Raw genomic sequence first — 24,246 nt, 5'->3', positions numbered from 1 at the left:
GCCGTTAATGCCTAAACAGAAAAGGGTGATAAATAAAATAAGTGTGTTTTCATTGTTAATACGCTCCGTTTCTATCCCGTTAGCAACTTAATGCCACTTTAATATTTCTTTGAGCGTTTACAATGTCAAAAAAAACCGTTTAAAACAACCGATTTGATAGAACATATCTATGCGATTGTCAATAGGTTTCTTTAGGGTTACACTGATATTACTAGTAACTACAAGTATGTCTAGTTTAAAGATATTTTGTTTTTTGTGAAACAACACTCGCTTTTAAGATGATAAATCGCTATCATTTAAAGAAAGAGATAGAAGCTAAAGGAGACGACCAGATGCCAACAGAAAAAGGACAACTCAGTGTGAATGTCGCACGGCTATACTATGAAGCCGAATTAAGCCAACAAGAAATTGCCAACCAACTGCAAATATCACGACCGACTGTGTCGCGTCTGTTAGCCTATGCCAAAGAAAAAGGCTACGTCCAAATTACAATTGCCGATCCCTTCAGTGATATCGAAGGCGTGCAACGTCAATTGCGAGAGCGTTATCAACTAAAAGATGTTCAACTGGTGTTTGCACCAAGCATTTCTGAAGCTAAATTGTATGATACCTTAGGTGAGTTTGCCGCCCGTTACATCGAAACGCTAACGCAGGATGATGACGTTATCGGTGTCAGTTGGGGCAAAACGATTGAGGCGATTGCCAAACATTTGCGACCGCAAGAAACCAAAAACATCCAAGTGGTGCAATTAAAGGGTGGCATCAGCCAATCGAAGGTCGATACCAATGCCAACGAAACGTTAAATACCTTTGCCCGCGCCTTTCGGACAATGCCACACGCCTTACCATTACCGGTTGTGTTTGATAATGAAGTGACGAAACAAGTTGTAGAAAAAGACCGTCACATTCAAGCGGTAAGTAACCTTGGTAAACGTGCGAATACCGCGATTTTCACTGTCGGTACAGTACGGCCAGAAGCGCTGCTGTTTCAACTGGGTTATTTAACTGCGGCTGAAATAGAGCTGCTAAAAACAAAGGCAGTCGGTGATATTTGTTCCCGTTTTTACGACGCTAGTGGTGCCATCTGTGCACCAACGATTGATAATCGTACGATGGGAATTGAACTGGCGGACTTACAAATGAAAGAACATGCCATTCTTGTGGCCGGTGGGGTGCGAAAAGTGCAGGCGATTGATGCCGCCTTAAAGGGGAAATATGCTAACATTCTCTTGCTTGATTACGAGACAGCTAAAGCGTTGTTAACGTTTTCGACATAAAATAACTCGATGTGAACAAAAGTTCTTTGGTTGTTTGCACAAACGTTCATCATGTAGTATACTCAAGCTATTAAACGAAAAGGAGTGATTTAATCATGACATTAGCAAATATGATTGATCATACATTATTAAAACAAGACGCAACACGCGCACAAGTAGAAACATTAATTGCGGAAGCACGCGAACATGATTTCGCTTCAGTTTGTGTGAACCCTTACTGGGTGCCGTTAGCAGCAGAAAAATTAGCAGGCGCCTACGCTAAAGTATGTACTGTTATAGGTTTCCCTTTAGGTGCAACATCAACTGCTGCTAAAGTATCAGAAGCAAAAGATGCTGTGGCAAACGGAGCCGATGAAGTCGATATGGTGATTAACGTTGGTGCTTTAAAAGATGGCGATAACGCAACAGTGCAAGCTGATATTCAAGCAGTGGTTGAAGCGGTTAAAGGCCAAGCACTCGTGAAAGTAATTATCGAAACATGTTTATTAACAGATGAAGAAAAAGTACGTGCCTGTGAATTAGCAGTCGCTGCCGGCACTGATTTTGTTAAAACATCAACAGGTTTTTCAACGGGAGGGGCAACAGTAGCAGACATCGCTCTAATGCGTCAAACAGTCGGACCAAACATCGGTGTTAAAGCATCAGGTGGCGTTCGTTCAAAAGCAGACGTTGATGCAATGATCGCAGCCGGCGCAACACGTATTGGCGCAAGTGCAGGTGTCACAATCATCGCAGGTGGCACATCAGATTCGAATTACTAATCCTAATGAGCTAAGTTTTTTGAAAATTTCTCTTATTTTTCACCAATAGCCTTCAAGATGTTGTATAATATTTGATGGAAACGATTGCAATATTAAACTAATAAAAGGTGGTCTATGATGAAATATTTAATTGGTATTATCGGTCTGATTGTCGTCTTGCTCTTAGCGTGGTTATTTAGTAAGGAAAAGAAAAAAATCAAATACCGTCCAATTGCAATAATGCTCGTATTACAATTTTTACTCGCGGCATTGTTACTTAATACAAGCTTAGGTAATGTGTTGATTGGTGGGTTTGCTAAAGGGTTCGAATTCTTATTAGGGTATGCAGCCGAAGGTGTTAACTTTGTCTTCAGTGGTTTGCTTAACGAAGATGCCGGCTCAAACTTCTTCTTAAACGTCTTATTACCAATCGTCTTTATTTCAGCTTTAATCGGTATTTTACGTTATTTAAAAATCTTACAGGTCATTATGGGTGGGATTGGTTACCTCCTAAGCAAAGTGAATGGTATGGGTAAATTAGAATCATACAACGCGGTTGCTTCAGCTATTTTAGGCCAATCAGAAGTTTTTATTTCAGTTAAAGATCAACTAGGTTTATTGAATGAAAAACGTTTGTACACCTTATGTGCGTCAGCCATGTCAACTGTATCAATGTCAATTGTTGGTGCATATATGACAATGCTTGAACCAGAATATGTTGTAACAGCAATCGTCTTGAACTTGTTTGGTGGCTTTATCATCGCGTCAATCATTAACCCTTATGAGGTTGATCCAAGTGAAGATATTTTAGAAGTAAAAAAAGATCATAAACAATCATTCTTCGAAGTGCTTGGCGAATACATTATGGATGGTTTCAAAGTAGCCATTACCGTTGGTGCAATGTTAATCGGTTTCATCGCGATTATCGCCTTAATTAACGGGATTTTCTCAGCTATCTTCGGCATCTCATTCCAAGACATGCTCGGTTATGCCTTCTCACCATTTGCCTTCTTAATGGGTGTGCCGTGGTCGGAAGCAATTCATGCCGGTAGTGTGATGGCAACTAAATTAGTCTCAAATGAATTTGTTGCAATGGAATTCTTAGCGAATAATACGTATGACTTCTCTGGTCGTACAACAGCGATTGTTTCAGTATTCTTAGTGTCATTTGCTAACTTTGCGTCAATCGGTATTATTGCTGGTGCTATCAAAGGACTTAACGAAGAAAAAGGGAACTTGGCCTCAAAATTCGGCTTACGTCTTCTTTATGGTGCGACATTAGTTAGCTTCTTAACAGCAACAATCGTAGGTTTAATTTATTAATAAACAAAGCATGTGATGCTGTCAGCGTCCGCGTGCAACAGAACAAATTGATTGGTACGAACTAAATTGACAAAGGACTGGTGATTTTACATGAGAATGGTTGATATTATTGCAAAAAAACGTGATGGTAAAGAATTAACAACAGCAGAAATTAACTTCTTCATCGACGGATATACAGCAGGCGACATTCCGGATTATCAAGCAAGTGCTCTAGCAATGGCGATTTTTTTCCAAGACATGACAGATTCTGAACGCGCGGATTTAACGATGGCAATGGTCAATTCAGGTGATACGATTGACTTATCGGGTATTGAAGGGATTAAAGTTGATAAACACTCAACTGGTGGCGTTGGTGATACAACAACGCTTGTATTAGCACCACTTGTTGGGGCGTTAGACATCCCAACAGCTAAAATGTCAGGGCGTGGCTTAGGTCATACGGGTGGAACAATCGACAAACTTGAAGCTGTTAAAGGCTTCCATGTTGAAATCTCAAATGAGAAATTCATGGAAATCGTTAACCGCGATAAGGTAGCGGTGATTGGTCAATCAGGGAACCTAACACCGGCGGATAAAAAAATGTATGCGTTGCGTGATGTAACGGGTACAGTCAACTCGATTCCCTTAATTGCAAGTTCAATTATGAGTAAGAAAATTGCCTCTGGTGCTGATGCAATTGTGTTAGATGTTAAAACCGGCGCTGGCGCTTTTATGAAAACGGAAGAAGATGCGCAAAACTTAGCACACGCAATGGTTCGTATCGGTAATAACGTTGGTCGCCAAACGATGGCCGTTATTTCAGATATGTCGCAACCACTTGGTTATGCAATTGGTAATGCACTTGAAGTGCAAGAAGCAATTGATACATTAAAAGGCGAAGGCCCTGCCGATTTAACTGAACTTGTATTAACATTAGGTTCGCAAATGGTTGTGTTAGCAAAAAAAGCGGATACGTTAGCCGAAGCACGCGTTATGTTAGAAGAAGTGATGGCCAACGGTAAAGCGTTAGCAAAATTCAAAACATTTTTACGCAATCAAGGTGGCGACGATTCAGTTGTTGATCACCCAGAACGTTTACCGCAAGCGCAATTCAAAATCGAGGTGCCTGCTAAAACAACGGGTGTTGTCGCTAACATGGTTGCCGATGAGATTGGGATTGCTGCGATGTTGCTCGGTGCAGGCCGTGCGACGAAGGAAGACGAGATTGATTTAGCAGTTGGCTTAATGCTCCGCAAAAAAGTGGGCGAGGCTGTTGAAGCAGGCGAATCACTCGTAACAATTTATGCCAACCGCGAAAATGTGGCGGATGTTATCGCTAAAATTTACGACAACATTACGATTGCCGATAGCGGTGTTGAACCAACTTTAATCCATTCAGTTGTCACTGAATAAAAAAGTACTTTCAACCGTTTATCTTCAGTCTTAAGGAACCGACAACATATTGTCGGTTCCTTTTTTGTTATCACGGTTATTCACCTAACAACTGTAAAAGTAAGGGTATATTTGTTATAATAATAGAGATTATTGTAAACAGAATGAAGGCATCAAAGAAAAGAGGGAACTCGTGTGACGCGCTACGTTGTTGTAGACATCGAAACAACAGGTCATCGTCCAAAGGAAGGCGACCGCATCATTGAATTTTCAGCGATTGTAATTGAGCATGGTGAAATTGTCCATGAGTTTTCGACGCTCGTAAATCCAGATCGAACCATACCACCGTTTATTGCAGAACTCACTAAAATAACGACTAAAAAAGTCGCTGGGGCACCTTATATCGATGATATTATGGCAATTATTGCAAGTCTTCTAAGTGATACCGTATTTGTCGCTCATAACGTCCAGTTTGACTGGCCGTTTATCGAAGCAGAAGCACATCGACTTGGCTATGATTTTACGATTGCTCGTAAAATTGACACTGTTGAGTTAATGCGTATTTTATATCCAACATTAGACAGTTATCGTCTCAGTGATTTAAGTGAAGAATTTAATATTAGCCATGATCAACCGCATTCCGCTGCAAGTGATACGTTAGCAACGGCAGCCTTGTTTTTAAAGGCAATGACTGCCATTAAACAACTGCCCTTGCCAGTCTTGCAAAAACTATACGCGTTAATGCCTGAATTGCTCAGTGATTTTTCGAACGAATTATACGAGTGTATCTCTTATAATGAGCGTCATAATCAGTTACTTGATCCGCAGTGGACGGCTTTTGAAGGGTTGGTGTTTAAAACACCTGAAGCGATTGCAAACAAGGCTGTGTCAAACAGCGTGTATCCGCATGAAGAAAGGGCCAAACAGGCCTTAATTAGTGCGGTTTTCCCCGATTTTGAACCACGTCCGAATCAATTTGTGATGATGGATACCGTCTATGAGCAATTACGACTTAATCATCATCAAGCGATTGAGGCAGGAACTGGTATCGGCAAAACGCTCGGCTACTTATTGCCAGCAGCCTATTTTTCGCAAACGGGTCAACCGGTCGTGATTGCAACGTATTCGTTGTTGTTACAAAATCAAATGATGAGTCAAGATGTGCCCCGTCTACAGCAAATGTTACCGTTTGATGTGACGGTTGCCACCGTCAAAGGCCGATTGCATTACATCAGTTTATCGAAATTTGCCACTGTGCTGCATGGGCCATCAACGAATTATGATGAGGCGTTAACAAAGGCGCAATTACTCATCTGGTTATTACAAACGAACACCGGCGATTTAACCGAACTTAATCATCCGGGTGGTGGTAAAAACATCGTCTATCAAATTACGAGTAGTGCTAAGGATGATGGCTCTATCTATGAGCCATATGATTTTTATCAGCGGATGAAACGGAAAGCGGCTGCCGCTCACTTGATTGTGACAACCCATGCCACGCTTTGGCTCGATACGGTTGAACAGGTTGATGTGTTAGGAGATTATGACCATGTCATTATTGATGAAGCGCACCATATTCCAGATTCAGCCCGCCAATTTTTAGGGGCGCAGTTTTCGTTGCAGCAGGCCCGTTTTATGCTGAATCGCATTGCCGCCCTCCATAAAGAGAACGGCTGGAGCATAATGAAAAAAGAAACGACATTACAACCGTTATTATTCGATATTGGCCTAACAGTCACGAGCCTTGACCTAGGTTTAACGCAATTATTTGATGACATTAATGACCTGTTTTTACGTGAAAAAGAGAAACGACCGAGTGCTTTTAGAGTGGCGTTGTCAGATGGGCAAACAGAAACGTTAACGCAACTGCGCCCACAGGTACAAAAAATCTATCGTCGTTGTCAACACTTATATACAACCTTAGTCACTCAACTAACTGAGCTTGAACAGCAACAAGCTGTGAAAGGTGAACCGCTGTTTGAAATAGAAGTCAGTCGTGCCCTTAGTTTTTCAATTGAGATGCAACAACAACTGACGCGCTTAATGGCTGATTCGACAGTACCAATGGTTGTTTGGTATGAAACGGACCGCAAGAACAGTCGTAATGGGAGCCGTTTGATGGGTGAACCGTTAGAAACTGCTGACCTGATTCAAAACAGTCTGTTTAGATCCAATGCAGCGGTTATTTTAACCTCAGCGACGTTGGCCACGAATCAATCGTTTGCTTACTTCGAACAGCAACTCGGTTTTAGAAAAGATGAATTACCGACGATGTTGTTGGCGGCAAGCTTTGATTATGCAACGCATGTACGCCTGTGTTTACCGAACGACATGCCATCAGTGAAAGAAGTGTCGTTGCACACTTACGTTGATCATTTGGCGCGTTATTTAAGTGAGTTGGCACAGCAAACAAATGGACGCATGCTCGTGTTGTTTACCGCCTACGACATGCTGAGTGCAACCTATCAAAAACTAAATCATAACAAGCAATTGGCGAACTACCGAATTTTGGCACAGAACCTGACCTCAGGCAGTACGCAACGTTTAATCCAACAGTTTAAGCGAACCGATAAGGCGATATTGCTCGGTACGACCAGTTTTTGGGAAGGATTAGACATTCCTGGTGAAGCGCTCAGCTGCTTAGCAATTGTCCGCCTTCCATTTGTGTCACCCGAAGATCCGTATATGAAAGCGCAAATGAAACGTTTTAAGGCACAGGGAGAAAACGCCTTTAGAAAGTACGCGTTGCCGCAAGCAATTCTGCGTTTTCGCCAAGGATTTGGCCGGTTAATGCGACATGAAAATGACCGGGGAATTATTGTTGTGTTTGACCAGCGGATTGATAAAACCGATTTTGGTCAGGCCTTCTTGCAGTCAATCCCATTCGTGGATATGGTACAGGGAAGTCGGGCAGAGATTCTACCAGCAGTGGCCGAATGGTTGCCGCTAAATAGCGAGGACTAAGCGGCTTAAACATTATGTTGAGATGATAACTTTCGCTTTATTTTAAGGCGTAAGATTGCTATAATATGCAAGTAAGACTAGCACAGGCATATGACTTTAAGAGAATTAAAATAAAGGATAGAAAGTGTGAGACTTATTAAAATAAAACTGCAAAACAAAGGCTATCAAAAGAAAAAAAAGTGGCCTTGGATAGTAACAGGTTTGATTGTCGCTATCATTGTTTTTTTAGTTGTGAGTTATATGATTGCAACGGCACCAAAACGTGAGGCGAAGGCCGAGGCATTTAAAATTGCCCAAGCAAAAAAAGGCATTCAATCAATTAGCGCTTTTTATTACTATAACGGCATTAAAGATACGTATTCAGTCATCGTTGGTCCAAATAAAAAAGGGGTTGAAACCGCCGTTTTTGTTCCACGTGGTAAAAAAACAAATAAAAGTTCTAAAGTTGTTAGTTATCGAATGAGTGATGGTATTAGTAAAAAAGATGCTAATAATATCGCCATCAAAGAGAAACAGCCAGCAAAAATCTTAACGACCAACATTGGGATGGATGAGGGAACACCAATTTGGGAAATTTCATATCGTAAAGAAGATGGTACCTTGAATTATTTTGAAATTAACTTTATTACAGGTGCTTGGTATCGTCAGATTAACAACTTATAAGGGGGTCGTAAAGATGAGTTTTACATTATCGCAACGCGCGTTAAATATTACACCATCAGCAACATTAGCAATCACAGGTAAAGCAAAAGAAATGAAGGCCGCCGGTATGGATGTGATTGGCCTTGGCGCAGGTGAACCGGACTTTAATACACCTGAGTACATCTTAACGGCTGCCAAACAAGCGATGGATGAAGGGAAAACAAAATACACCGCAGTCGGTGGTGTGATTGAACTGAAACAAGCGATTGTTGATAAGTTAGCTGTTGATAATGGTTTGACGTATACAACAGACGAAGTGATTGTTACAACCGGCGCTAAAAATGCAATTTACACATTATGTCAAACAATCTTAAATCCAGGCGATGAAGTCATTGTTCCATCACCTTATTGGGTGAGCTATACTGAGATGGTTAAATTGGCCGATGGTGTACCCGTTATTATCGAAGGGAAACATGCCAATCAGTTTAAAGTGACTGCCACAGCAATTGAAGCAGCAATCACACCAAAAACAAAGGCCCTTTTTATTAATTCGCCTAGTAATCCAACCGGAACGGTATATAATAGAGAAGAGCTTCAAGCGATTGCGGATGTGGCTGTCAAACATCAAATTATGGTTATTTCGGATGAAATATACGAAAAATTACTTTTTGGTGAGGCAGAACATGTTTCAATCGCCTCATTAGGTCAAGCGATTAAGGCGTTAACCATTATTATTAATGGTGTCTCTAAATCGCATGCAATGACGGGTTGGCGAATTGGCTATGCAGTTGGTGATGCGACGGTTATTAAAGCGATGACCCAATTAAATGGTCACGCGACAAGTAACCCAACCTCGATTGCCCAATATGCAGCCTTAGGCGCATATACAGGCGATCAAACGGCCATCGCGACAATGAAACAAGCCTTTGGTGAACGTTTAGATACGATTTACCCACAAATCACTGCGATTCCAGGCTTTCAAGTCGATAAACCGAGCGGTGCGTTTTACCTCTTTATCGACGTCAGTGAAGCGGCAGCTAACTGTGGTTATGACACGGTGGATGCCTTTGCTACCGCCTTGTTAGAAGAAGCACAGGTCGCAGTTATTCCTGGCTCCGGCTTTGGAACACCACGTTACATTCGTATCTCGTATGCAACATCGTTAACCTTGCTAGAAGAAGCAGTACGACGAATGAAAAACTTCGTAGCAACGAAACAACACTAATATTTATTGGAGGAACACAAGTGAAAATTACAATTAAGCAAGCTAAAGATTACGTTGGACAAGTCGTTACAATCGGTTGTTGGTTAGACAACAAACGTTCAAGCGGAAAAATCGCCTTTTTACAATTGCGTGATGGCTCTGGTTTTATGCAAGGTGTAGTCGTTAAAGCCGAAGTGTCAGAAGAAATGTTCGATTTAGCAAAACACATTACACAAGAAACAAGCCTTTATGTAACAGGTGAAATCCGTGAAGATTCACGTTCTAAATTCGGCTTTGAAATGGGTGTTCAATCAGTTGAAGTAATTGCTGAAGCGAAAGATTACCCAATCACACCAAAAGAGCACGGTACTGAATTCTTAATGGATAACCGTCATTTATGGTTACGTTCAAAACGTCAACATGCGATTATGAAAGTACGTAACGAATTAATTCGTGCAACGTATGAATTCTTTAACGACAATGGCTTTACAAAAGTGGACCCTCCGATTTTAACAGGAAGTGCACCTGAGGGCACAACTGAATTATTCCATACAAAATATTTCGATGAAGATGCCTTTCTTTCTCAAAGTGGTCAATTATACATGGAAGCTGCAGCAATGGCTTTGGGTCGCGTGTTCTCATTCGGACCAACCTTCCGTGCTGAAAAATCAAAAACGCGTCGTCACTTGATTGAATTTTGGATGATTGAGCCTGAAATGGCCTTTGTTGAACACGAAGAAAGCCTCGAAATTCAAGAACAATATGTGTCTTATATTATTCAATCAGTGCTTAAAAACTGTGAACTGGAATTAGATGTACTTGGCCGTGACACATCAAAACTTGAACTTGTAACAGGCGACTTCCCACGTATCACTTACGACGAAGCGATTGAATTGTTACATAAATTAGACTTTGATGATATTGAATGGGGCGATGACTTTGGTGCGCCACATGAAACAGCGATTGCGAACCACTTCGATAAACCTGTCTTTATCACAGAATACCCAACAGCCATCAAATCATTCTACATGCAACCAAAACCAGGCCGCCCAGAAGTCGTATTATGTGCGGACTTAATTGCGCCTGAAGGTTACGGTGAAATCATTGGTGGGTCAGAACGTATTCACGATGCAGAATTAATGTTACAACGCGTTAAAGAACACGGTTTAGATCCAGAAGCTTACTCATGGTACCTCGATATTACTAAGTTTGGTGATGTGCCACATGCTGGTTTTGGTTTAGGATTAGAACGCCTTGTTGCTTATGTAACAGGTGTTGACCATGTTCGTGAAACAATTCCATTCCCTCGTTTATTAAACCGTATTTACCCATAGGGATATGAAAAACAAAAGTGGCTTCAACCGTTCTGAACTGTAGAAATTGGAACTGTCGACCATGCCGATTTTTTTCATCGGCAAAGGAGCCAGTGAAATTAAGTTAGTCAATCACACATTTAAGCGCAGCATCATGTCAGCATGGTGGTGCGTTTTTATTCAGAGAAGGAGGAATCCAGATGGATTATCAATTTTTAGCAAAAAGCATGATGAGTGGAGCGGCAAATGTGCCATTACCCTTGTTGCAATATCACCATCAATTAGGTCTTAGCGATGCGGATGTACTGTTGCTGATTCACTTGCATGCCTACATTCAGCAAGGACAAGTACTGCCACCAATTACTGAATTAAGCACACGGATGTCAGTCTCACAAAGTGAGTGTTACATTCGCATTCAACGCTTAATTGATCAAAAAGTATTGAAGATTAACACCGAAATTGATGCGCAACGACGTGTAACAGAACGTTATGATTTAACCCCATTATGGGAAAAAATTGCCTTGCAAGCTTTGAATCAAATTGAAGAAGCCCAAGTTGAACAAAAAGCCCAACTCGATATGAGTGTTTATGCGTTAATTGAGCAAGAATTCAGCCGCCAATTATCGCCAATTGAAGGAGAAACGATTGCCAATTGGACAAAAGAACAGCATTCAAATGAGTTGATTAAAGAAGCTTTAAAGGAATGTGTTATTGCGGGTAAAAAGAATATCCGTTACATTGATCGTATTTTAACAAATTGGCGCAATGAAGGTGTAAAAACACTTGAAGATGCTAAAAAAGCGAGTGAACAATTTGGGGCTTACACGATGAAAAATCATACAGGTTCGACCCGTAATCTAACATCTGAAGCAAAACCAGTTAAACCATTTAAAATGTATAACTGGCTCGAAGATAATCAATCGAAGTAAGCCATAGGAGGTCATTATGCTTTCAAAACAAAAAACAACCGAAGTCGTTGCTGAAATGGGCCGTCTTTATCCGAATGCTCATTGTGAACTTGTTCATGCAAATCCATTTGAATTACTCGTCGCTGTGATGATGAGTGCTCAGTGTACCGATAAACTTGTTAATCGTGTCACCGCCGACTTGTTTGCCAAATATCACTGTCCCGCTGATTATCTCGCGGTACCACTCGAGGAACTGATGGACGATATTAAATCGATTGGACTCTATCGCAACAAGGCAAAAAACATTCAAGCGACTGCGAAGATTATCCATGAACGCTATCACGATACCGTGCCTGAATCAATGAGTGCCTTAGTCGCTTTGCCGGGAGTAGGGCAAAAGACCGCCAATGTTGTTATGTCAGTTGCCTTTGATTATCCCGCGATTGCGGTCGATACACATGTCGAACGTATTTCGAAACGTCTAGGTATTTGTCGTTACAAAGACAATGTCAAAGAAGTCGAGTCAACCTTGCAAAAAAAAATACCAAAAGAGTTGTGGTCAGTCTCACATCATCGCATGATTTTCTTTGGTCGTTATTTTTGCACTGCCCGTAATCCGAGATGTCCCGAATGTCCTTTTCTAGATATATGTCGCGAAGGTAAACAGCAAGCAAAGGCACGTGGCTTTGATGGCTAGCGCAATTGACAAATAATCAGTCAATCGTTAAGATAAACACAGAAGTAACACAGCTCCAATTCCTTTGAAGGAGGCAACTTCGATGGTTAAACAAACTAATCGAGCGTTAGAAATGCAAAAAACGCGACAACGAATCATCGTTACAGCAGAGCGTCTTTTTATGGATAAAGGCTATCGTTTTGTAACAACGCGTGAAATCGCGAAAGAAAGTAATATTACGCAACCAGCACTCTATCATCATTTTAAGGATAAAGAAATGATTTATGTCGCAGTCCTTCAAGCAGTTACCACAGATGTCCGTCAAGGCATCGATAAGCTCAAAATGGAAAGAAAAACAGCTAAAGAAGCATTGACGGCATATTTTAAATTATTAATTGTGGAACATCCCTCAAATTTAGCGATGATGGTCAATGATATCAATTCACAAATATCAGCAGAAAATCAATTGTTATTGTTTCAATTATGGCAATCGACCTACTTTATCCCAATGATTGCTTTTTTTGAAGAAAAACAAGGTGCGAATGAAATAAGAGCTGATAAATCCGCTAAAGCAATGACACAATATACCTTTGGAGTCCTGATGTCACTTGTATCTTTAAAGATACCCTACCAAACAGAAGAACAACTGCTAATTAAAGTAAGCGAAAGTGTTGATTTTTTATTGGAAGGTATAGTAAGATAAACACATGATTTAGTTGCCTTTTAACTAAGGCTTTTTTTACGGAAATTCACTTATCAAACGATAAGTAAAAAAGGAGAGACAGACGATGTTTTTAGGATGGAAAGAAATAAAGCATGCCAAATTACGTTATGGTTTAATTATTGGTGTGTTAGTCTTAGTGAGCTATTTAGTATTTGTGCTATCAGGTTTAGCAAATGGTTTGAAAGATTTAAATCGTGAGGCCGTTGATTCATGGGGTGCATCAGCCATTATTTTAACAGCAGATTCAGATATTAGTTTACCATCATCATCATTTTCGTTAGCAGAGGGTAAAAAGATTGATGTACCAGAAAAAAACAAAGCCTACTTAGGTAACTTATCAACTGTTATTCAAAAAGTAAAAACAGAGGATAAAGAAAAGGTATCAATTTTCGGAATTGATGAAAAGTCATTTGTAATGCCTGAGCTTTCGTCAGGTAAAGCATTTAGCAAAATCGGCGAAGTTGTGGCCGCAGATGCGCTTAAAGAAGATGGTTATAAAGTAGGGGATACATTTAAAGTAGCGTCGTCAGATAAGAAGGTGACGATTGTTGGTTTTACACCAAAAGCTAAATTTAATGCAGCACCTGTTTTATATACATCAATGGATACATACCAAGACATTAAATTCGACCGCATTGCTGAAGATGATAACTTTGCAATTAATGCGATTGCCTTAAAAGGTAATAAGGCAAGTAAGGTGGACGTAAACAGTGATTTTGAAGTCACAACAACAGAAACATTCATTGAAAAATTACCGGGTTACTCGGCACAAAGTTTAACATTAAACTTCATGATTATTTTCTTGTTTGTGATTGTGTCAATCATTATCGCTATTTTCTTATATGTGTTAACAATTCAAAAAGTGAGTATGTTCGGTGTGATGAAAGCTCAAGGGATTTCAAGTGGTTTCTTAGCCCGCTCAGTTGTAGCACAAACATTTATTTTAGCATTTATCGGCGTTGTGATTGGGTTTGGGTTAACGGCGATTACTGGAGCTGCCTTACCAGCTGCCGTACCAATTTCAATCGATTACATTACACTTGTCTTTTATGCGATTCTTTTTATCATCGTAGCGATTATCGGTGCACTTGTATCGGTTCGTACGATCGTGAAAATTGATCCATTGAAAGCAATCGGAGGTTAGGATATGTCAATATTACAATTGAAAGATGCCAATAAAACATACGGTGAAGGTCATAAAAAGGTTGAAGCAATGAAAAACACTAATTTTGTCGCTGAACAAGGTGAACTCATTGCGATTATAGGGCCATCTGGTTCAGGTAAAAGTACCTTTTTAACGATTGCAGGCGGACTGCAATCACCAAGTGAAGGCAGTGTCTTCATCAATGGTCATGATTTTACTAACATGAAAGAAAAACAACGAGCTGCGACGCGTTTACAAGAAGTCGGTTTCATCTTACAAGCGTCAAACCTTGTGCCGTTTTTAACTGTTGCAGAACAGCTAACGTTATCGGATAAGGTGAAAAAAGATAACATGAACGCAGCAGAACGAGATCGTTTATTAACTGAATTAGATATTACCGACTTATTAAAAAAATACCCTTCTGATTTGTCAGGCGGGGAACGTCAACGTGTGGCGATTGCAAAAGCGCTCTATACGAAACCAAGCTTGATTTTAGCCGATGAACCAACAGCTTCATTAGATTCAGACCGAGCGTTTGAAGTGATGAAAATTTTATCGCGTGAAACAAAAGAAAATAAAAAGGCGACAATTATGGTTACTCATGATCAACGTCTAACTAAATTCTGTGACCGCGTCTATAAAATTGTTGATGGTAAATTGAGCGAAGAACCACATACAAAAGCTCAATAAAAAAAAGAAACCCGTAGCGGTTTCTTTTTTTTATTGAGTATAATACTACTCACATCGTAAAAAATAATATTATAAAAAAGAAACTTAAGTATTCCTATTATCGTAAGGTCGTAATGCTAAACTAAAACAAGTAATACAGATAGAAAGGGATGATTAGGTTGGGGAAAGCAATAACAGGACAAACAAAAAAAAATCAGTTTCTCAATATTTTCGAGACATTTGGTCGGTCATTTTTATTACCAGTATCGGTATTGCCAGCTGCTGGTATTTTAAAAGGTATCGGTTCTGCTTTTACGAATGAAAATACAATGGCGATGTATCCATGGATGAATAACGTAGCCCTCCAATTTATTATGGGGATGTTTAATATGTTAGGCAGTGTCGCCTTTGATAACTTACCGGTTGTCTTTGCAGTCGGTGTTGCAGTTGGCCTAGCGAAACATGAGAAAGGTTCAGCGGCTTTATCTGGTTTACTTGGCTTTTTAGTCCTTCATAACACCTTGAATTTTTTATTGTCGGCTAGTGGTAAATTGGTCGATACGTCGGCTGAAAACGCAAGCGCTTTAATAGCGAAAAGTATGCAGACAACCGTTTTAGGTATCCAAACAATGGATCTCAATGTCTTTGGTGGTATTATTACGGGTGTCATCGTTTATCTCGTTCATAAACGCGCGATTAAAATACAGGTTCCACAGGTGTTCGGCTTTTTTAGCGGTCCACGCTTAGTTCCGATTCTAATTATTCCAGTGATGGCAATTGTCGCTGTAGGTTTCTTTTTTATTTGGCCCTTATTACAACAAGGCATTAACGTCTTATCAGAACTCATTTTAAAATCGGGCTATATCGGTACATTTGCTTATGGTGTGATTGAACGCTTATTATTGCCATTTGGCTTACACCACGGTGTGAATTGGCCAGTACGTACGACTCCACTAGGTGGTGTCTTTAATATCGATGGTGTTGATTATGCTGGAACGGTCAATGCTTACATGGCTGCGTTGGGGAGCAATGGCGCGATTGATCCAATGATTACTCGTTTCTCATCTGGGAAATTTGTAATGAACATGTTTGGGTTAGCTGGTGCTGCCTTAGCAATGTATGTGACAGCAAAACCTAAAAATAAAAAAATTGTGGGTTCATTGTTATTGACGGCTGCACTGACAGCTTTCCTAACAGGTATTACCGAGCCACTTGAATTCACCTTCTTATTTATTGCACCTGCATTATATGCAATTCATGCACTGCTAGCTGGTGTCACCTTATTAGTAACTAATATGTTAGGTGCAGCCTTTTTAACACCGACTGGTCATGGCTTGATTAACTTTATTATTTATGGTGTGTTACAAGGCGAGCGAACCAAATGGTATCTACTTCCAATCATCGGTGTATTCTGTTTTGCAATGTACTTCTTTGTATTCCTATTCGTAATTAAAAAGTTTAATTTCAAAACACCAGGTCGTGAAGATGACCCGTCAACAATTGTTTTGCATGGAAAAGATGAGACCCGTAAAAAAATGGGGGTTGAAACACAAAAAGATCTAGCAGCCAATCAAGCGATTAGTAAAAAACTTGATTTAACAACGCAGGCAGAAGCTTTAATTGCCGCTCATGGTGGCGCAGACAATATCGAAGCAGTTGATGCCTGTATCACCCGTTTACGTATTAACGTAAAAGATGCCAGTGTAGTTGATAGTGAACATATAAAACGTGATCTAGAGGCGTTAGGTTTTAATCAATCGGGTATGCAAATGCAGTCGATTTACGGCGGTCGCGCTAACCAATTAAAAATTGAAATCCAAGACATGCTAGGGATGGGAGACTAGAAGATGACAAAAACAAAAGTGCTAATGACTGATCTGGACGGCACCTTAGTGAAGGACTCAAAGACTGTCACTCAGACCGATAAAGCAGTGTTAATTACGCTAAGTAAAGAGTATGAAATTGGTATCGCAACGGGTCGTTCAATTAAAGAAATCGGATATGTTGAAGCGATAACGGGAGTGTTCGCAGTTTATAAGATTGGGTTTAATGGTGCAATCATTGCTGTCAATAATACGATTGTTTATGAGAAACCGATTGCTCAAGCCGAATTGAATCAGGTGTTAGATTTTATTAAAAAACAGAAATTGTTGTTTGATGCCTTAGATGGTGAAGTCCGTATCGGAACATACAGTGAAGCTGATCAGACACGTCTTTGGAATATGGAGCTGATTACAACAAAAGACCCTTATGCCGATATCGCGACACGCAAAATTTTCAAACTCAATATTAGACCACAGGCTGCTAAAGCTGATGAGGTGTTGAATGCGTTACAAGTGGCGTTTCCATCGTTAGCAATTTGTAAAAGTGGCCCGCGTCGAATTGAAGTGACAGCCGCGGATGTTACGAAAGGTAACGCAATTGCCTATTTACGTCAACACTATCCTGCTTCATATATCGCAGTGGGAGATTCCGAAAATGATGTGTCGATGTTTGTCGAAGCTGATACAGCTTATGCGATTAGTGATACGACGACCGTGACAGAGGTGACGACTGCTGCTGATTATATCATTTCTAATTTTCATCGCTTAGGTAATTACCTATAATAAAAAAGGCTGTATCCAATAAGGAGACAACCTCAGTCTGAAGTAGTAAACCATTAGGGTTTGCTACTTTTTTTCGGATTTTTATGATCGAGTATTATTTTTTTGCATCATCAACGTTTCGTATAAGACTTCGGCAGCGACTGAAAGCATTAAGCGTGAGCGATACTTGCGTCGACCTTGTAATGATTGGTGAGTCATGATTGCAAGATTACTTAAGTTATTGAGGCGATTGACAGAGAGGCCAGTCACTGATAAAATTTGGCAACCACTTGCCTTACAAGACGAAATGAAATCAATGATTTGTGGCTCAGCCCCGCTTAAAGAAAAGACTAAGATGGCATCGTTGGCTTGAATGATGTCGGCAATATCACGAATTTGAAAAATTTCGGAGTACTCATTGGACCAAAAACCAGCACTCTTAAGTCGGCGATTAAAAGTATGTGCAACACTAGCACTTGAGCCGATCCCCACACAAAAAACGCGGCGACAGGTTAACAGTGTATCAGCCATTGCGATTATTTTTGTTTGATCGAGCATAGCCATTGTTTTTGTGAAATCAGTTTCAATAAGGTCGGTGATTTGGTCAAACGAATTAAGTTCCGTTGTTGTTGGTGTAACATCTGCATTAGTATTTAACAGAGCATATTTAAACGCTGTAAAAGAAGGGAACTGTAACTTTTTGATTGCTCGAACGATAGTTGGTGCACTGACGTGTAGTTGTTCTTCGATGATTTTCAGCTTGAGTTCGGTAGCGTCGGGGTAGCGTAACATAAAATCAATGACTAATTGTTCTGTACTTGAGAGCGTGTCATAATGGTTTTGTAAGTGTAAAAAGACAGAGTTCATTATCATCATCCGATCATTTAAGGTTTTATAAAAAGTATAGCATAAAAATAATCGCTTATCTATAGCTGTTGTAAGCGGTTTAAATCGCAAGGGAACTCAAATTAATTTTTCGATAGATAACGTTTTCATTCGATGGTTGTGTTCTTTTTCCAGAGAATAGTACGAAAAGACAAGCCATTTGACTCAAAATAAGTTATAATTAAAAGCGAGTGTAGTGCGATCATGAACGTAAAGGAATCGCAACGAAGGAGAGAAATCGAATGACAGATAAAAAAACGAAATTTGATATTTTTGGTTTTAAGCCATTTATCAACGAAGCAATTGCTAAAAAGGCATTCTTTAAACCAACAAAAATACAAGAACAATTAATTCCAACAATCCAACGTGGAGAGTCGGCAATTGGGCAATCACAAACAGGGACAGGTAAAACACATACGTATTTACTCCCTCTAATGGATAAAATTGACCCAAGCTTGAATGAAGTCCAAGTGATTATTACAGCACCTAGCCGTGAGTTAGCTTCGCAAATTTACGAAGAAGCCCGCCAAATGGCAAAATTATCTGATCCGGAAATTCATACCCGTCTGATGATTGGTGGAACAGATAAAAAACGTGCGATGGGACAATTAAAAACACAACCGCAAATCGTTGTCGGTACACCAGGTCGTATTTATGACTTGATGCGTGAAAAAGCATTAGAAGCTTATACAGCAACAACACTCGTTGTCGATGAAGCCGATTTAATGTTAGATATGGGCTTTTTAGAGGACGTTGATAACATTGCCAGCCGTTTAGCTGAAAAATTACAAATCCTTGTTTTCTCAGCCACTATTCCAGAGAAATTGAAACCATTCCTTAAAAAATACATGGAAAACCCTCGCTATGCGCATATTCAACCCGAAGCGATTATTTCGCCAACAGTAACGAATATCTTGGTTGACTTAAAGTCGAAATCACGTGAACAACTTGTTTATGATATTACGACAACGATGACACCATTCTTAGCTTTGATTTTCTGTAATACGAAGGCAGAAGCTGACGTATTAACAACGTTCTTGTTAGAGAAACAAGTAAATGTTGCTAAGATTCACGGTGGTGTGCCTGCCCGTGATCGTAAACGAATTATGAAACAAATTCGTAACCTTGATTATCAATACGTTGTAGCAACTGATTTAGCTGCCCGCGGTATTGACATCGAAGGTGCCAGCCATGTTATTAACCATAATTTACCAGATGATCCTGATTTCTTTATTCACCGTGCTGGCCGTACTGGTCGTGCCGGTCAAGAAGGTATTAGTATCTCAATTTACGAACCAGATGATGAAGAAAAATTAGTGGCGCTTGAAAAACGTGGCGTTGAGTTTTCTTACCAAAATCTTAAAAAAGGTGAATGGATTCAAATGGCTGACCGTAACCGTCGTAAATTCCGTAAAGAAAAACGTGACGATGTTGATGCACGTATCGGTGGAATGGTTAAAAAAGCGAAAGCGAACATCAAACCGGGTTATAAGAAAAAGATTAACCGTGCAATTGAAAAAAATAAAGAACGTGCCAAACGTGCCGGTACCCGTGCTGGTAAAAACTCACAAGGTAAACATAATTAAGTAGGAGGTAGCGTATGTTGAAAATTGGCTCACATGTCTCAATGGCCGGGACGAAAATGTATGCTGGAGCAGCAGAAGATGCTCATAGTTATGGTGAAACAACGTTTATGGTTTACACAGGCGCACCGCAAAATACGCGCCGTAAGCCGATTGAAGACTTGAAAATTGCTGAAGGACAAGCGCTAATCGAGCAATATGGCATGAGCGACATCGTTGTGCATGCCCCATATATTATTAATTTAGCGAACACAACAAAACCAGCAACTTTTGAATTAGCAGTTGAGTTTTTAACAAAAGAAATCGTTCGAACAGAAGCGTTAGGCGTTAATCAAATCGTCTTACATCCCGGTGCTCACGTTGGTGCTGGTGCAGATGTTGGAATTGCGCGTATTATCGAAGGTCTCAATCAAGTGTTGCACTCTGGTCAAACAGCGCAAATTGCGCTTGAAACAATGGCGGGAAAAGGCACTGAAATCGGCCGTTCATTCGATGAACTCGCGCGTATTATGGACGGTGTTACTCATAGTGATAAGTTATCTGTCACGATGGATACGTGTCACGTCAATGATGCGGGTTATAACGTTAAAGAAGACTTTGATGGCGTGCTCAACGAATTCGATAAAATCATCGGGTTAGATCGTCTCAAGGTGCTACATATTAACGACAGTAAGAACGAACGTGGTGCAGGCAAGGATCGACATGCCAATATCGGCTTTGGAACGATCGGTTTTGCCGCCCTTAATTACATTGTTAACCATCCACAACTGCAACATTTACCGAAAATTTTAGAAACACCGTTCGTTGGTGAAGATAAAAACAATAAAAAAGCACCTTATCGTTTAGAAATCGAAATGTTTAGAAAACAAACATTTGATCCGGATATTTTAGCGAAAGTGTTAGCTGAATAATAATGACAACCACTCGTACGTTAGGGTGGTTTCATTTTTACTAAAAAGAGAAAAGAGAAAAGAGGAACAGACAGATGAGTTTATGGATTGTAGCAGTTATTCTTGGAATTGTCGAAGGATTAACAGAGTTTTTACCTGTGTCGTCAACCGGCCATATGATTTTAGCAGCAGAACTGATGGGTGTACAGGATACCTGGAAGCAAATCAATACGTTTGAAGTGGTGATTCAACTCGGTTCAATCATGGCGGTTGTCGTCGTCTTTTGGCGTCGTTTATGGGCCGTTGTAGGTGTCCGCACCGGTGAGTATAAAAACAAACAAGGTCAACTGAATTTAATGCACGTTATCGTCGGCTGTATTCCAGCGATTATTGCGGGTCTATTGTTTGATGACTTGATTGATGAGCATTTATTTTCGTATCAAACGGTCATTGTTGCGTTAATCGCGGGTGGTATTTTAATGTTAATCGCCGAAAAAGTAGCGGCGAAAAACAATCATTTATCAGAGTCATTGGATAAATTATCATACCGTCAAGCCTTTTACATCGGCTGTTTTCAACTGATTGCTTTGTGGCCAGGTTTTTCTCGTTCAGGGTCAACGATGTCTGGTGGGTTAATCGTTGGCGTTGGACGTAAGACCGCTGCCGAATTTTCGTTTATTATTGCGGTGCCAATGATGATTGGAGCGACCGGTTTAAAAGTGTTTAAAGCACTTGATACAATGAGCATGAGTGATGTGCCCGTCTTTATCGTCGGTGCAATTGTCGCATTCATTGTCGCGATGATTGCCATCGTCTTTTTCTTGAAACTAATTAGTAAAGTCACCTTAAAAGGCTTTGCGTATTACCGCTTTGCCATCGCACTGGTATTCATCGCTTATATGATTTGGCGTTAATAAAAGCATCGAATAAAAGGCCCGTAATCAACTGATTACGGGCCTTTTATTGTTAATTATCGTTTTTTTTATCTTGATCAGTAGGCGGTTTAGGAACTTTGACGGCTTCTTTCGACTCTGATTGACTACTTGAAGATGGTGGAGTCGTAGCGCTAGTCGAACTGCTCGATGTTGATGTGCTTGAACTGCTTGTACTTGATGACGTTGAACTTGCAGTTTGTTCTTGCGTTTCCTTTGCAGTGGAAGAACGAGCAGCTTCTTTTTCTTTTTGTTTGGCAGCTTCAGCTTTTTTCTTAGCTGCCGCCTTACGTTTCTCGGCATCAACAGGAGATACTCCGTATGAAGTTGGCTGTGTGCCATCAATAAACAATTCTGTAACAGCAGTCGTTCCTTTAGCTGCTAATAGTGGTGGATTTGATTTGGCCGCAATACTACGGCTGACTACGTCGTTTGGCTGAACAAAGTCATTTGTTGAAACCTTGCTGGACATATAGCTCATCATTTCACGATAAATTAATTTTGCATAGTTTTGTTCGTATTTAGACAAGTATACTTTTTTCTCTTCATATCCAGTCCAGACACCCATCGTATAACGAGTTGTATAGCCAGCGAACCAAGAATCGGGCACACTCTCAGAACTTGAAATACCATAGTCAGTCATCTCTTGATCGGTATAGTTGGTCGTTCCTGTTTTACCTGCTGCGGGTAGTCCATAAATAGCAGCGGAAGTTCCGGTACCTTTTGTTAATGTGTCTTTTAACATATCAGTTACCATGTAGGCTGTATGAGCTTCCATTACACGTTCGCTTTCCGGTTCCATATTGATGGTATCGCCTTGGCGGGTTTCGATTTTATTAACAGTATGTGGTGTGTTGTAAACACCGTTATTAGCCAGTGCGCCATAGCCACCTGTCAGCAACAAGGGATTGACTTTATCATAAGCACCGATTGAAATCGATTCACCTAGTTTGTCGCGGTCAAAACTGAAGCCCATTTTTTCCATGAACGTTAATGAGCGTTCAAGTCCAACAGCTTGTAATGTTTTTAAAGCTGGAATGTTACGTGAGTCATACAAGGCTTGACGAATTGAAATTTCGCCTTGATATTGCCGGTCCCAGTTATTAATCTCATCGCCACTGCTATATTCGTATTTGGAATCATCGATGATGTGTGCTGTCGACCAGTTTAAGTATTCAATTGCAGGCGCATAATCAGCGAGCGGTTTGAAGGTTGAACCGGGTTGACGGTTAATGTCGGTTGCAAAGTTGAAACCAAGTTTAACATCTTGTTTTGAATTACGATTGCCGCTCCCAATTGCAAGGATTTGTCCATTGCTGCTATCCATAAAGACAAAACCAGTTGTGAGACGATCATCTGAGTACGTAATAATATCATTGGTTGTAGCTAATTTATCAGCATATTTTTGAGCAGATGTATCAAGTGATGTATAAATCTTAAGGCCATCAGTGTAAACGTCATATTTTCCGTTTGCTTGAACTTCTTTAATGACTTGTGTTACATAGTTGTTGTATTTTGAATCTGTTTGTGAATTCATCGAAGCGATGCGTCTTTTCTCAGAAACGAGTCCTTTATTGATCGGGACAGCTTTATATTCTGCGAGTTGTGCAGCAGTGATTTTCTCATTATGATACATGCGTTCGAGAACCGTATCACGTCGCGTTTTAGCATCTTCGGGATGGTCAAATGGATTTAATTCGTTAGGACTGTTAGGAATACCAACGAGTAGAGCCATCTGAGGCACAGTTAGTTCACTCAGCGGTTTACCGTAAAAATGATCCGCACCAGTCGCCATACCATAGATGCTATCCCCCATGTAGACTTTGTTGATGTAAATTTCTAAAATATCAGCTTTACTGTATTTTTTCTCGATTTCCATTGCAAGGTAGGCTTCTTGCGCTTTACGCTTAATTGTGGCATCAGTATTATTAAGCGATAGTTTGATTACTTGTTGTGTTAAGGTACTACCACCTTGTGAACCGAAACCACCCGTCAGATTGGCTACTGCAGCGCCGACAATCCGAATCGGGTCGACGCCATGATGATCGTAAAAACGAACGTCTTCCACGGAAATTAAAGCGTCGGTCAATTCTTTTGGCGTATCCTTTAAAGAGATATGTTCACGTTTCTCGGTACCAAGTTCAGCAAAAACTTTACCATCACTATCATAAATTTTGGATGATAACGTATCAGCTAACAGGTCATCGGTTATTTTAGGTGCATCACTTGTATAATGTTTAAAGAGCGCAAAACCAGCAATAAGGGCGACTATCGTAGCCATTAAGATAGCCAAAACAAAAACTTTAATGACAGTCCAGAGTTTATTTGTTTTTTTGTTTGTTTTCCTTTTTGCTTGTTTAGTGTTTGCTGCTTTTTTCTGTACTCGGGATTTCGTTTCGTCTGACATTTAAAAAGT

The 24,246-nt window shown here is 40.2% G+C and carries 20 protein-coding genes; 18 read left to right on the top strand and 2 right to left on the bottom strand.

The window, feature by feature from the left end; genetic code table 11:
* The first annotated feature begins 332 nt into the window (after positions 1–332).
* From ACJYYY_RS07645 to ACJYYY_RS07575, 15 genes are all read left to right on the top strand, one after another.
* Positions 333–1,277, top strand: a complete 945-nt coding sequence (locus ACJYYY_RS07645) for a sugar-binding transcriptional regulator (RefSeq protein ID WP_035315025.1) — start codon at positions 333–335, stop codon at positions 1,275–1,277.
* Between the two features lie 95 nt (positions 1,278–1,372).
* Positions 1,373–2,038, top strand: a complete 666-nt coding sequence (gene deoC, locus ACJYYY_RS07640) for a deoxyribose-phosphate aldolase (protein ID WP_035315026.1) — start codon at positions 1,373–1,375, stop codon at positions 2,036–2,038.
* 117 nt (positions 2,039–2,155) lie between these two features.
* A complete protein-coding gene (locus ACJYYY_RS07635; protein ID WP_035315027.1) occupies positions 2,156–3,340 on the top strand; it encodes a NupC/NupG family nucleoside CNT transporter in 1,185 nt (394 codons plus the stop codon).
* A gap of 90 nt (positions 3,341–3,430) precedes the next feature.
* A complete protein-coding gene (locus ACJYYY_RS07630; RefSeq protein WP_408868796.1) occupies positions 3,431–4,732 on the top strand; it encodes a pyrimidine-nucleoside phosphorylase in 1,302 nt (433 codons plus the stop codon).
* A gap of 174 nt (positions 4,733–4,906) precedes the next feature.
* Positions 4,907–7,675, top strand: coding sequence for an ATP-dependent DNA helicase DinG (gene dinG / locus ACJYYY_RS07625; RefSeq protein WP_051456989.1), 2,769 nt, complete (start codon positions 4,907–4,909; stop codon positions 7,673–7,675).
* Positions 7,676–7,801: 126 nt separating this feature from the next.
* A complete protein-coding gene (locus tag ACJYYY_RS07620) occupies positions 7,802–8,338 on the top strand; it encodes a DUF5590 domain-containing protein (protein ID WP_408868795.1) in 537 nt (178 codons plus the stop codon).
* A gap of 13 nt (positions 8,339–8,351) precedes the next feature.
* Positions 8,352–9,542: a pyridoxal phosphate-dependent aminotransferase gene (locus tag ACJYYY_RS07615; RefSeq protein WP_035315028.1), complete on the top strand. Its 1,191-nt coding sequence runs from the start codon at positions 8,352–8,354 to the stop codon at positions 9,540–9,542.
* A 20-nt stretch (positions 9,543–9,562) separates the two neighbouring features.
* Positions 9,563–10,855 carry an asparagine--tRNA ligase gene (asnS, locus tag ACJYYY_RS07610; RefSeq protein WP_035315029.1) on the top strand — a complete coding sequence of 431 codons (1,293 nt, stop codon included), beginning with the start codon at positions 9,563–9,565 and terminating at the stop codon, positions 10,853–10,855.
* 179 nt (positions 10,856–11,034) lie between these two features.
* Positions 11,035–11,763, top strand: a complete 729-nt coding sequence (locus ACJYYY_RS07605; RefSeq protein WP_051456991.1) for a DnaD domain-containing protein — start codon at positions 11,035–11,037, stop codon at positions 11,761–11,763.
* Between the two features lie 16 nt (positions 11,764–11,779).
* On the top strand, positions 11,780–12,439 hold the full coding sequence (gene nth / locus ACJYYY_RS07600; RefSeq protein WP_408868794.1) for an endonuclease III: 660 nt from the start codon (positions 11,780–11,782) through the stop codon (positions 12,437–12,439).
* A gap of 82 nt (positions 12,440–12,521) precedes the next feature.
* Complete coding sequence (locus tag ACJYYY_RS07595) at positions 12,522–13,121, top strand: TetR/AcrR family transcriptional regulator (RefSeq protein ID WP_035315030.1); 600 nt, start codon at positions 12,522–12,524, stop codon at positions 13,119–13,121.
* An 85-nt stretch (positions 13,122–13,206) separates the two neighbouring features.
* Complete coding sequence (locus ACJYYY_RS07590; RefSeq protein WP_035315031.1) at positions 13,207–14,286, top strand: ABC transporter permease; 1,080 nt, start codon at positions 13,207–13,209, stop codon at positions 14,284–14,286.
* A gap of 3 nt (positions 14,287–14,289) precedes the next feature.
* Positions 14,290–14,976, top strand: coding sequence for an ABC transporter ATP-binding protein (locus ACJYYY_RS07585; protein ID WP_408868793.1), 687 nt, complete (start codon positions 14,290–14,292; stop codon positions 14,974–14,976).
* A gap of 158 nt (positions 14,977–15,134) precedes the next feature.
* Positions 15,135–16,799: a PTS transporter subunit EIIC gene (locus ACJYYY_RS07580; protein ID WP_408868792.1), complete on the top strand. Its 1,665-nt coding sequence runs from the start codon at positions 15,135–15,137 to the stop codon at positions 16,797–16,799.
* Between the two features lie 3 nt (positions 16,800–16,802).
* Positions 16,803–17,561: an HAD-IIB family hydrolase gene (locus ACJYYY_RS07575; protein ID WP_035315032.1), complete on the top strand. Its 759-nt coding sequence runs from the start codon at positions 16,803–16,805 to the stop codon at positions 17,559–17,561.
* An 81-nt stretch (positions 17,562–17,642) separates the two neighbouring features.
* On the opposite strand, the gene ACJYYY_RS07570 is transcribed toward ACJYYY_RS07575, so the two are convergent.
* The gene (locus ACJYYY_RS07570; protein WP_408868791.1) at positions 17,643–18,416 is read right to left on the bottom strand and encodes a MurR/RpiR family transcriptional regulator; all 774 of its coding nucleotides are present in this window, start codon (positions 18,414–18,416) and stop codon (positions 17,643–17,645) included.
* Positions 18,417–18,667: 251 nt separating this feature from the next.
* Here ACJYYY_RS07570 and ACJYYY_RS07565 point away from each other — a divergent pair, with 251 nt between their 5' ends.
* The 3 genes from ACJYYY_RS07565 to ACJYYY_RS07555 all read left to right on the top strand — a co-directional run bounded on the left by ACJYYY_RS07565 (position 18,668) and on the right by ACJYYY_RS07555 (position 21,812).
* Complete coding sequence (locus ACJYYY_RS07565) at positions 18,668–20,011, top strand: DEAD/DEAH box helicase (protein ID WP_408868790.1); 1,344 nt, start codon at positions 18,668–18,670, stop codon at positions 20,009–20,011.
* A gap of 17 nt (positions 20,012–20,028) precedes the next feature.
* On the top strand, positions 20,029–20,919 hold the full coding sequence (locus ACJYYY_RS07560) for a deoxyribonuclease IV (protein ID WP_035315046.1): 891 nt from the start codon (positions 20,029–20,031) through the stop codon (positions 20,917–20,919).
* Between the two features lie 74 nt (positions 20,920–20,993).
* A complete protein-coding gene (locus ACJYYY_RS07555; protein ID WP_035315035.1) occupies positions 20,994–21,812 on the top strand; it encodes an undecaprenyl-diphosphate phosphatase in 819 nt (272 codons plus the stop codon).
* A gap of 52 nt (positions 21,813–21,864) precedes the next feature.
* Here the strand turns inward: ACJYYY_RS07555 and ACJYYY_RS07550 are convergent, their stop codons facing one another.
* Positions 21,865–24,237, bottom strand: coding sequence for a transglycosylase domain-containing protein (locus ACJYYY_RS07550; RefSeq protein ID WP_408868789.1), 2,373 nt, complete (start codon positions 24,235–24,237; stop codon positions 21,865–21,867).
* Positions 24,238–24,246: the final 9 nt, after the last annotated feature.

Origin of the sequence: Brochothrix campestris, assembly GCF_046058945.1 — a bacterium.
In the GTDB taxonomy this organism is placed as follows: Bacteria; Bacillota; Bacilli; order Lactobacillales; family Listeriaceae; genus Brochothrix; species Brochothrix campestris.
The sequence above is the reverse complement of the archived record's forward strand: the minus strand, read 5'-3'. Positions and strand labels throughout refer to the sequence as shown.